Origin of the sequence: Christiangramia aquimixticola, assembly GCF_048285835.1 — a bacterium.
GTDB classification, from domain to species: Bacteria; Bacteroidota; Bacteroidia; order Flavobacteriales; family Flavobacteriaceae; genus Christiangramia; species Christiangramia aquimixticola.
Window position 1 is genome coordinate 1 of record NZ_JBLVTL010000099.1, and the last position, 342, is coordinate 342.

General features: G+C 36.0%; 1 protein-coding gene. It reads right to left on the bottom strand.

Going from position 1 to position 342, the window contains the following annotated elements; translation table 11 throughout:
- A partial coding sequence (locus ACNKXV_RS13680; protein WP_417908279.1) for an aldehyde dehydrogenase family protein occupies nucleotides 1–342 on the bottom strand: 342 nt, incomplete at both ends.

Below are 342 nucleotides of genomic sequence, written 5' to 3' on the forward strand. Positions count from 1 at the left end.
GTTTACGCCTCCAAATGGTAATTCGTTGTGGAGGAAATGGAGTACACAGTCATTAATGACCATATTTCCTGAACTAGTCTCATCCATTACTTTTTTAGAATGAGATGAGTTGGTTCCAAAAAAATAAAGGGCAAGAGGTTTTGGCTGAGAATTGATCAAATCAATAGCTTCTTGAAGGTTATTATATGTAAGGATAGGCAGGATTGGACCAAATATTTCTTCTTTGAATACAGACATTTCAGAACTAATTGCGGCGATTAAAGTAGGCTCAAAATATTTAGATGAAATTTCTGTTTTACCCCCAAAAGCGATTTGCCCACCTTTTACCAAAGCATCATTCAG